The sequence below is a fragment of the Geitlerinema sp. CS-897 genome (assembly GCF_028368005.1).
GTDB classification, from domain to species: Bacteria; Cyanobacteriota; Cyanobacteriia; order Cyanobacteriales; family Geitlerinemataceae; genus Baaleninema; species Baaleninema simplex.
Genome location: NZ_JAQNCQ010000007.1, coordinates 1 through 10,754 on the forward strand (window position 1 = coordinate 1; position 10,754 = coordinate 10,754).

Annotated in this window: 8 protein-coding genes and 1 pseudogene; 5 read left to right on the top strand and 4 right to left on the bottom strand. The window is 52.9% G+C overall.

Annotation, left to right across the window (positions count from 1 at the left end; genetic code table 11):
* Positions 1 to 584 precede the first annotated feature (584 nt).
* Positions 585 to 1,556 (bottom strand): aldo/keto reductase, encoded by a 972-nt coding sequence (locus POG22_RS00200; protein ID WP_498902939.1) that lies wholly within the window; start codon positions 1,554 to 1,556, stop codon positions 585 to 587.
* 121 nt (positions 1,557 to 1,677) lie between these two features.
* A complete protein-coding gene (locus POG22_RS00205; RefSeq protein WP_498902941.1) occupies positions 1,678 to 2,865 on the bottom strand; it encodes a DUF4336 domain-containing protein in 1,188 nt (395 codons plus the stop codon).
* Positions 2,866 to 3,024: 159 nt separating this feature from the next.
* Between POG22_RS00205 and POG22_RS00210 the strand changes: the two genes are divergently transcribed.
* Positions 3,025 to 4,809, top strand: coding sequence for a DUF6909 family protein (locus POG22_RS00210; protein WP_498902943.1), 1,785 nt, complete (start codon positions 3,025 to 3,027; stop codon positions 4,807 to 4,809).
* A 30-nt stretch (positions 4,810 to 4,839) separates the two neighbouring features.
* Here the strand turns inward: POG22_RS00210 and POG22_RS00215 are convergent, their stop codons facing one another.
* Both POG22_RS00215 and POG22_RS00220 read right to left on the bottom strand, forming a co-directional pair.
* Entirely contained in the window at positions 4,840 to 6,099 is a 1,260-nt protein-coding gene (locus tag POG22_RS00215) for a gamma-glutamyl-phosphate reductase (protein ID WP_498902945.1), read from the bottom strand.
* The gene (locus POG22_RS00220; RefSeq protein WP_498902947.1) at positions 6,099 to 6,512 is read right to left on the bottom strand and encodes a hypothetical protein; all 414 of its coding nucleotides are present in this window, start codon (positions 6,510 to 6,512) and stop codon (positions 6,099 to 6,101) included. The genes POG22_RS00215 and POG22_RS00220 overlap by 1 nt, the downstream gene beginning before the upstream one ends.
* 348 nt (positions 6,513 to 6,860) lie before the next feature.
* Between POG22_RS00220 and POG22_RS00225 the strand changes: the two genes are divergently transcribed.
* The 4 genes and pseudogenes from POG22_RS00225 to POG22_RS00240 all read left to right on the top strand — a co-directional run.
* Positions 6,861 to 7,481, top strand: coding sequence for a YqiA/YcfP family alpha/beta fold hydrolase (locus tag POG22_RS00225; RefSeq protein ID WP_498902949.1), 621 nt, complete (start codon positions 6,861 to 6,863; stop codon positions 7,479 to 7,481).
* On the top strand, positions 7,463 to 8,992 hold the full coding sequence (locus tag POG22_RS00230) for a DUF5691 domain-containing protein (protein ID WP_498902951.1): 1,530 nt from the start codon (positions 7,463 to 7,465) through the stop codon (positions 8,990 to 8,992). Before POG22_RS00225 ends, POG22_RS00230 begins: the two co-directional genes overlap by 19 nt.
* 134 nt (positions 8,993 to 9,126) lie before the next feature.
* Complete coding sequence (locus POG22_RS00235; RefSeq protein WP_498902953.1) at positions 9,127 to 10,269, top strand: hypothetical protein; 1,143 nt, start codon at positions 9,127 to 9,129, stop codon at positions 10,267 to 10,269.
* Positions 10,270 to 10,478: 209 nt separating this feature from the next.
* Positions 10,479 to 10,754, top strand: a pseudogene (locus POG22_RS00240) (hypothetical protein); the annotation flags it as partial.

The window sequence follows — 10,754 nt, forward strand, 5'->3', positions numbered from 1 at the left end:
CGATCGTGATTTAAACGCAGCGATTAATTTGGAATGTGCGGATAGCTCGGCCGTGCAAGCCTAGTGATGGAAAGGTCTCCGAAGATCCAAGCTAGGAACTGAACATCAAATGATTAAGTTTGAGTAAGTTTTAGAGAGCGGAGATTGGGAAAATACATTGTCGGTGCGTGACGAGCGATCGGTCTCGAGTTCGACACCCTATTTTTCAAGTCACGCACCCTTGTATGTTGGCGGTGTACATTGGCGGTGTGTGACAGAGCGATCGGTCTCGAGTTCGACACCCTATTTTTCAAGTCATACGGAATCCGAATTTCAACGCTTCGACTCCACTCAGCGTTGAGTCCTCGACTCCGCTCGGACTCAAATACTGGTTTTGCCCAACCCGACAAGTCCCTCTCTGTGTCCTCTGTGTCTCTGTGGTGAAGACTTCTTGAAACCTAGCTTATCGGAAAAGGAGTTGGCGGTGTACATTGGCGGTGCGTGACAGAGCGATCGGTCTAAGGATTTACACCCGATTGTTCGAGTCACGCACCCTACAACTTTTCCCCGTTCCCTGTTCCCCGTTCCCTATTCCCTAAAAAACCTTACCGGGTTTGAAAGTTATTCTGAACCATCGTTTTGGGAACGTGAGCGGCGGCTTTGTCGAGTTCGGCGATTTCTCCCGAGTCTAACTGCCACCCTAACGCCCCGATATTTTGTTGGGCTTGAGCGAGGGTTTTGGCGCCAGGAATGGGAATTGTGCCTTTGGCGATGCACCAGTTAATCGCCACTTGAGAGATAGTTTTGTGACGCGATCGCGCGATCGCCTCCAAACAGCCCAACAGCGGACGCGCACCGGGTAAAATTTGCTTGAACAGCACTCCCCGCAACCCTCGGGGAAGTTGTTTTTCTGAATATTTTCCCGTCAGCATACCCAAGGCGAGGGGACTATACGCAATCAGTTGAATCCCCAGTTCGTCGCAAAGGTCTTTTAATCCCAATTCGGTAACGGGATAGGTCGAAAGGAGAGAATATTGGACTTGTAGGGTTTGGATGGGAACGCCGCGATCGCGGAATCGGCGATACACTTTCTGCAATCGTTTCGGTCCGTAATTCGACAGTCCCACGCCTTTAACCCAACCGCGATCGACCAAATCCGCCAACCCATCGAGTAACGGCCATTCCTGCCAGGGGGCGTAATTGGCGGTAGACCAGTGCATTTGCACCAAATCGACGTTTCGCCCCAACCGCCGCGCCGAGGCGTCACAAGCCGAAATCATCGCCTGTCGCGTCAGTCGCCAGGGAAAGGGTGCCAGTTTGGTGGCGATACAAATACTGTTGCGGTTCGGTGCCAGACACTCCCGCGCAAACTGTCCCAACAGCGTCTCGCTGCGTCCGTTCAACCGCCCCGTACCGTAGGAATCCCCGGTATCGAACAGGGTCACGCCGTTTCCCACGCAGAGGTTAAACACGGCTTGTAACTGGACGTCCATACTTTCATCGTAGCCCCACAACAGGCGGTTTCCCCAAGCCCAGGTTCCGCACCCCATTTTCGGTAAAGTCAGCGTTTGTGGCATATCTCTCCTCATCACCGCATAATCTCATTTGTCGGTTGGGGGCGGTGCGTGATGCAGATATAGTCTCGATCTGACTTCGATCGCATTTCTCTCCTCTTCATCCCACCACCGCATCGCACCTTCAAACCCGTTCCTTCGCAGGCGGAACCAACCCGCTTCGGTTCAACCTCGCATCGATGTCGCGCAACAGTTGTAAATCGATGTCGGGTAACGATCGATCGCACTGGGGATATTTTTCCAAAAACGAGAACGCCTCGCGAAACTGTTGGGGCGTGGTGGAAATCGGCGCGTCGAAGTGACAGGGAACGATACGCTCGAAGCCCCAGCACGACACGCGATCGCACCAATCCAAGGTTTCCTTGGGCGCTCGGTTGAGAATCAAGGTTTGTAACACCGGGGCGACAAACGGACGCCCCCCACCGCGCAACGCCTCGAACGATCGATACCAATCGGGTTTCCATAAAAAGGGAAACAAGCCGAAATAGCCCCGCCGCGATCGATCCTTGGCTTTCGCCGACTCCCGAAACACCTGCCCCCAATTGCGCGTTTCCAGAACGCTGGGCTGAAAATAAAAGGCAAACAGACAAATCCGCTGCCAGCCTTTACGACGGTTTTCCGCCGTATCCACGAAGTCGTCGGCGGCGGTATCTCTGGCGTGGAACAACAGCGGATAGGACTCGTACTGAACGATCGCCGGAGGGTCTTCAGGAACGGAAACAATGGTATCGGTGAGCAACAGCGATCGCGATCGGCGATCGAACAAAGCCACCTCCTCAAACGTCCCGGTTCCCAAATTCACCGGCCCCAAAATCTCGTAGTCGAACTGACTCCCAAACGGCGCGTGACTGGCTTCCTCGGGCAAAATAAACGTGCGGTTTTTGGGAAACCCGAGCCAACTCAACGGTAAATTAAACGGAAAGCTCCACTGACTCGGCGCGATATACACCTTCGCCTGGGGAAAACACCGCGCGAAGGGGCCGACGAAAATTTTGTGTTCCAACCCCGACGAAGTGGGAAAGATAATATATTTCACGTCGCCGTGTTGCGCCACCAGCTCGTTGAGAAGGCGCAAACATTCCCGAGTGGGGGCGACGGGAGCGTATACCAGCAATCCCCCCTCGTCGAGTTTCACCACCGTCATGCGAATGGGGACGGTGACGTAGAAAATGCCTTGCAGTTGGTCGAACGTCCATACAGCGTTGTTGACGACCTCGTGACGGAGGGTTCGCCGTTGACCATAGGGATAAATGGGTAAGGTCGGCCAAAACTGCCAAATTAAGTCTTTTGCGGATTCTCGTGCGTGCCTCATGCCCTGGGACGAGTCGATCGAGGGGGTAACTGCTAGAGACTCTAGTGTCTCATACGGGGGCGGCGTCTCGCGAGGGGCGATCGCCCTCTTCAAAAAACACCGTATCAAAGCGACGCAACACTTTAAGATCGAAGGCAATTCGTTATTTTGCCCCTTCCCATGACGATTCCGATTCCCCCTCGAACTCGCGCTCAGGAGTCTCGCGCGGCGATCGAACGGCTTTATGTCGTCATGCGTCACCTGTTCGTGCGCGGTCATTACCGACCCGGTGGCGTATCCGGTCAAGCCTTAGTGGAAGCTCTGAAAACCCTGCAACCGGAAATTTACGGCTCGATCGCCGATCCTGAAAAAGTCGAACTCGACGGGTTGGCTTACGTCATCGAACGTTTACCACGCGGGATCGAACAATGCCGTTTCGTCAAGTTAATTGCTGCTGAGGGATACGAAGATTCGGGATTTGAAACCATCGTTCCGGCCAAGCGTCGGCGCAACTGTTACCGCATCGACGAGGAAACGATGTCGATCGAAGTGACGCGGGGGCGCAGCGAAATTTACGATATTTTGACCCATTTAACGTTTCTCCACGTGGAGGGGGAAAAAATTAAGGAACACGCCCTCGAGGACGATCGCCCGACGCGGGAATGGTTGAAACTCGAAGAGATGATGGCGGTGGAGTCGCGACAGCGATCGCAGAATCCGGGCAAAATCGAAGACGCCGACTGGCGCGATCGCGCCTTTTCCTATTTGAGTACGCTCCTCGGACGCACTTTTGAAGAAACGGTGCAGGCGTATCACCGCTTCAGTCAAAGCGGCGCGAACAATAACGGTCTGTTTCATATTATTTACTGGCTCGGACGTAACGCGATGGAAGCCAGACAGCCGGAATACGCCCAGCAAGTTGTCTTCAGTCCTACGTTGCGAGAGCGCATCGGCCACCACATCCACGGGGAAACCTGGGCTAACGACGTGAAAGCCTTCCTGATGGAAAAACAGCTTTGGAATCGTCCGTTACACGTCATTAGTGCCAATTTGCACAGCGTTCTCAATGCGTTGTTCGCTTTTCCTTTATTGGGGCGATCGCCGCAAATGTTGAAATCGCCAAAAACCATCGAAGCTTTGGCGTTGGAGTTGAGTGCGCCGACGAGTGCGCGGTTGAACCGAGAGGTGCGGGAATTTGCCAGCCAACACGGGATGGATTTTCTCGAAGACCGTGCGGGGACGAACGTTCACGTCCAAATTATCGATACGTCCCGGTTGCCGTTCGATCGCCTTTCGGAGGAGCTTCAGATCGATCGAGAACAGGTAGAACGAGAAAAACCTGTTTTGTTGGTGATGGATTATGCTTTTGGCGAACAAGCCTTTGAAATCATGGACGAGCTGCTCAAACCCTATCAATTCGACGGCGCATCTCACAAACTCAACGTTCGCTCGATTTCTGTGTTGGGAAAAGCGGGAATTTTAGCGGGACAAAAAGGCGATTTGATGGTTCCTACCGCACATATTTTTGAAGGAACTGCCGATAACTATCCTATCGAAAACGATTTGGCGATCGAGGATTTAAAAGAGTGTGGTATTCCCGTATTTGAGGGAGCGATGGTCACGGTTCTGGGAACCTCCTTACAAAACGCCGATATCCTCGAATATTTTAAAAGTTCTTCTTGGAACGTTATCGGCTTGGAAATGGAAGGCGCACACCTACAAAAAGCCATTCAAGCGGCTTCTAAAATTCGCAAAAGTATTGACGAAAACGTTATTTTGCGCTATGCCTACTACGCTTCGGACAATCCCTTGTTAACGGGAAGTACCCTCGCCTCGGGAAGTTTGGGAAAAATTGGTGTCAAACCCACTTACGCCATTACCCTAGCGGTGTTGAGAAAGATTTTGAACTCGCACCACAGAGACCCAGAGGACATAGAGAGAGGGAGCTTTTTCAGAAAAGAGTGAAGACCGCTATCAACTCTCAACTCTCAATTATCACTCGTGTCCTTGAATTACGTGTTTCACGCGCGTCAACGCTTCTAAACTGATAAAACCGCGATAATGTCCCATCTGATTGGACATTCCCAAACAAATGGTATTTCCCGATTTGGGAAGGCGAGAAAACCGAGGCGAAGCGTTAATATACACCGATGCACTTTTGACCCCGAGAGAAAATTCAGTACTTTCGCTGTAGGATTCCGTGACCAAACAGTCAGCATGACCGCTGCTATATTGGTTTATCCAAAAAATACCCAAATCCAAACTATCGACGACTTTAAACGCGATGGTTTTCGTTAAATAGGCTTGACTCCATTCTGCCGCATCGGTCAGAACGAGATCGGGGTATTCCTCCACCAAACGTTCGTCGCCGCGAATTTCAAATCCTTTGTCGCGCAAGCTGTTCCACAAACTCACCAGAGATGAAGATTTTTGTTCTGGGGAAACGAGGATTTTTTCGATGGCGTTGACGGGGTCGGGATCGCTACGATGACTGTCGATAACGATCGATCGCACCGCATCTAAACTTCCCGTCGGCGACCAGTATAAATAACAATTGCCGATCGCAGCCCGCAACACAGGAACTGTTGCTTTTTCAACGATCGGCTGCACTAAACTCGTGCGACCGTAAGGAATCACCAAACTGAGATAGTGTTCTTGACTGACGAGTTCGCGAATCGACGTACCGATATCGGCCGGAAGCAGTTCGATGCAACCCGAAGGCAGGTTCGTGTCGGCGAGGGCATCTTGGAGAGCGCGAGCGATCGCCGTATTGGACTGACTGGCTTCCGTACTGCCTTTGAGAACGATGCTGTTACCCGTTTTCAAACACATTCCTGCCGCGATCGCCCCTAACTCGGGAAAGGCTTCGTAAATCAGCGCGATCGCCCCGAGGGGCATCAACTGACAGTAAGTTTGCGCCTGTTCGACTTGCAGCGGCGTGTTCGTTACGCGACGAATTGGGTCGGAAAGCTGTCCGAGGCGTTCTAAGATGTTCGCTGCCGTTTGTAGCCGTTCTGGGGTCAATTTCAGCCAGTCTAACAGCAGTTCGGGAACGGCCATGTCGCGACTGGCCTCGAGATCGAGGGTGTTCGACTCGAGGATCTCGTCTTGACGGTCGCGTAACGCCTCCGCCATCCGCAACAGCGCGTTAGAGCGATCGACACTTTTCGCGTTCGCCAGTCCCAAAGACGCTTGGTAGGCGCGACGCGCTGCGGTGATAGGATTGTCGCAAATCTCCAGAGAATCGGTTGTCATTACGAATCACGCCGGTATGCCAGCCACACTAAAAATGCAGGCAAGATTGCCAACAGAACCACTAAGATAATCCAGGGAATTGTATTCGCTCCGACGGGCAAGCGCAACGCCAACGGCAACCAAATAATCGCCAAGACCAAAACAACACCGAGCGCTAGGGGAAGATAGGTTTCCTTCAAACCCGCTCGCGCTCGTATCCAGTGGGTTCCCGTCCAACGCCACACTTGCTTGTAGGGGTAATGGGTGGACAACTGCTCGATAGAGGTTCCGTTCTCGTCCACCACGAAAATTTGCTGGCAGCGATCGCAGCCGAAGGCGTCTGTCAGTGCTATCGGCTTTAGACGACCGGGACGACGACACGGACAGGGATACTCTCGATCGATCTCGATCTTTTGCGCTTTGGGGGAGTACACCAGCAGCCAAACCTAAGAAGCAGTTTTCTCGAGTCTGACGACCCACGGGCAAGTCCACGGATAGGCCGAACAGACAAACAAGGGTGAGTTAAACTCAGCTCTAATCCTTTTGTCAATACTCGGAGCGCGATCGAACCGAGGAAAACTTTAAATGCGATCGAACGTTGATAGAGTTCATCGGTCTTGCCCTCGATTTTAACAGAATCTTTTTGACCAGACAGGAGGGAGCAACCAGTCACCAGTCACCAGTCACCAGTCGCCAGTGAGGTGATGAGGTGACACTGTTAACCGTTAACTGTCCTCACTCTTCCCTCTTCCCTCTTCCCTGAAGAAGCTCCCTTCTCCAAAATGCGTTACCTTTACCTTCACGGCTTGGCCTCGAGTCCGAATTCGACTAAAGCGCGTCAGTTGGGCGATCGCGCCCTCGCCTGTGGTTTAGATTGGGAAGTTCCCGACCTCAACGGCGGCGATTTTTCCACCCTGACTCTGACGCGACAAATTCAGCAGGTTCGCTCTCTCGTCGGCGAAATTCCAACGGTTCTCGTGGGATCGAGTTTGGGAGGACTGACGGCGGCGTGGGTGGCGCAACACACCCTCGCGGTCAAACGCTTGATTCTGTTAGCCCCCGCGTTCGGATTTCCCGATCCCTGGTTGACGCCAGACGATCGCGCCGTTTGGCAAAATACCGGATATCTCGAGATTTATCACTACGGGGAAGGGTGCGAGTTACCGCTACACTACCAGTTTGTCGAAGACTTGCGCCGTTGCGACTCTCGAGAATTGATGCGCCCGGTGGACACGACGATTTTTCACGGCGTTCGCGACGACACGATCCCCATTTCCGCCAGCCGAGAGTACGTTAAAACGCGACCGTATGCGAGACTGGTGGAACTCGACAGCGACCATCGTTTGACCGATGCGATCGCGCGAATTTGGGAGGCGATCGAACCATGTGGGAAGACCTCGTAAAAGCAGCGTTGTTGGGGACGCAGCGACAGTCTCCCCAACTCCCGACGGCGAGCGATCGCATCGAAAAACTGCTCGATCGCATGGACGAAGAAGGCCAAATTTACCGAGGTGCGGCGATCGAAGCCACGCGGCGACGGGCCGGAAAACGCTTCCCCAAGCTCGAAGGCGAAGCGATCGCTCCCGCCCCAATCGAAACGCTCCGCTACTCTCCAGAAGCAGGGCAGTTATTACAACAAATCCTCGATCGCCCGGACTGTTCGGAACTCCTTCCCCAGTGGGTTCGTTACGCCGCCGCCGCCAAAGTCTGCGTTCCCCCGGAGCAACTCCCCGCCTTGTTGGATTTAGCCGCCTCTCGTCGCCATTTGCGTTCGGCCGTTCTTTCGGCGATCGGGTCGCGGGGGCGTTGGTTGGCGGCGCAAAATCCCGCCTGGGAAGACGTGGCGGGAATTTCCCCAGACGACGATCTCGATCGCCAGTGGCGTCTGGGAACTGCGGCGACGCGTCTGCTCCTGTTGCAACGACTGCGGGAAACGCAACCCGATACAGCCAGAGAATTCGTCGAATCCACTTGGCAGCAGGATAAAGCATTCGATCGCGCGGAATTTTTGAAAACCTTCACCGTGGGGTTGAGCGAGGCGGACGAACACTTTCTCGAAACGGCTCTCGACGACCGCAGTAAGCAAGTTCGGGCGGTGGCGGCGGAGTTGCTGGCGAGACTTCCCAATTCGGGGTTGTGTCGTCGGGTGAGGCGACGGGTCGAGGCGGCGATTTCCATCGTGCGACGGGAAACGTCCCTCGAGTTGCGCGTGAGTCTCCCGATTTCCGGTGGTGCAGAGATGCAACGGGACAGTCTCGATCTCAAGAAACCGACGAAAATCGGCGAAAAAGCCTGGGTGTTGTTGCAACAGTTGGCGATGGTTCCGCCGACGCGGTGGACGGAAACGGCGACGCCCCAGGAATTGGTGAAAGTCGCACTCGAGAGCGAGTGGGCGGGGGTGTTACTCGAAGGGTGGGCGGTGGCGACGACGCGACACCCGGATGCAGCTTGGGCTGAGGCGTTGTTAGAGGTGGTTGAAGACATTCCCGAGAAGTTGTGCGATCGCGGCGATCGCGATCGGGGATTGGCAGAGTGTTTGTCCGTCGAACGTCTCGAAGGCTTCGTGTGGCGACATCTCGAGGCGAACCCGCAGCCGTTGTTGAAAAGTCATCCAAGTTTGGCACTGTTGAAAACCTGTCGTCATCCCTGGAACGACGTGTTTTCTCGTCGGGTTATCGAACGCTTTTGTGCTGAGATAAAAACAGCAAAAGATAATTACAATTGGGCGGTGCGATCGACGTTTCAAAGTTTTGCCTATTATATTTCTCCGATGCTCCTCGACGAGATTTCTCAAAAGCTCAACGCGGTAAAGACACCGGGATCGTACTGGGAGCAAACTGTTGACGATTTTTTAGAACTCCTACAGTTGCGAAGCAAAATGCAGGCAATAGGCAAGCTGAATCGATCGAGTTAGCTTTTGATAATTAATCGCAATACTGCTCAAAAGTAACTCAAAAGTAACGACAGAATTTACAACGCTGTCACTTTTGCCAGTTATCGTAAACATCAGACAGGTTTAGACCCAACTCCTCACGTATTTTGTTTGCGATGGAACTTCTCAATACTTCGACTGTCGATACATCACCGCAGGGATTTCTGCAACCCGGAACCTCGATTTCGGGAGTCGTAGAAGGCTTTGTCGATAATGGCGACGATTTCCTGTTACAAACAGGAGGACAACGCTACGTCGTCGATCCCGACCCGTTTCCGGCGAGTCAGTTGGGATTGACGGTTGGAGAAACGATCGACCTCGTCGTCAGTGAATTTGACGGACGGGAAATCGACACGCGAGCCATTTCTCGAGGCGATACTCCCGTTTCGTTGCGATCGCAGTTTTATTTCGATCCCCTCACGGGATACGGTTTCGACGCAACAGAATACTTACAACGCAATCCTGATGTAGCAGCGGCGGGTGCGGATGCTTGGGAGCATTTTATAACCTTTGGTGCGATGGAAGGACGGATGCCGGAACTGTTCGATCGCGATTTTTACCTATCGAGTTACGGGGACTTACAAGCAGCGTCCGAGGCGGGAACACTGACCAGTGCGTGGGAACACTATCGCCTTTTTGGATATCGAGAAGGTCGCGTCTCGACACCGTTCCAACAAACTGTCGGCGATCCCCTCACCTCTCCCGGTGTGGGAACGATTACGGGAGTCGCGAACGCTTGGGTCGATAACGACGAATTTCTCTTAGAAACCGATTCGGGAACGGTTCTCGTCGATGCAGACCTTCAGGATTCGCAAATTCTCGACCTCACGCCGGGAGAACGAGTGACGGTGACGGGAATTTACGACGACGAAGATTTCGACGCCTTTTCGATAACCCGTGAAGACGGTTCGCTGGTGGGATCTCGTCTCGGTTTTGAATCGCCGACTGGAGGAATGAGGAACGACCGTTTATCGGGAGAGGCGATCGCATTAGTCGATAACGACGAGTTTTTACTGAATACGGAGATGGGAACGGTTCGCGTCGAAGCCGAACTTCCCGATTTCCAGGTGTTGAACGTCGATCCCGGCGATCGCTTGACGGTGACGGGAGTTTACGATGACGAGGATTTCGACGCTTTTTCGATCGCTCGTGAAGATGGTTCGCTGGTGTGGACGCGAACCCAAGGGGAATCGGACGACCGTTATGACGATTGGGACGACGATGACTATGACGATTATGACGACTATGACGACGATTAGAACTCAATTGAAAGATATTACGCAGAGTTTCACCCCGTTCTATCTTTTCGCACGAGGGATGTTGTAAAATTAGAGATTAACGATAAATAATTGGGATTTGATATCGATGAGGAGTGCTGGGACTTTAAACGGTCTCACTCTATTCGATCTTTGATTTTTGCAATCTTTTCTGTTTGAAAAAAGTATCTTCGTACTGGAGATTTAGGTCAATGAAAAAAGCCTTATTATCTATGGGATTAGTAATCGCGACGGCTATGTCCGTTCGTGCGGATTCCTTTGATTCGATACCGTTTGCTCCCAAGACAACCCATCGTTTGAGCCAAAGCTTCCAGCAGCGTCAGGAAATTGTGGGAACGGTGCGATCGATCCGAGACCACGATGAGTTTATCTTAGAAACCGATCGCGGCACAGTTCGAGTCGATGCCGATCTCCGCGATTCCCAAGCCCTCGATTTGACACCGGGAGAGCGGGTGACGGTGACGGGA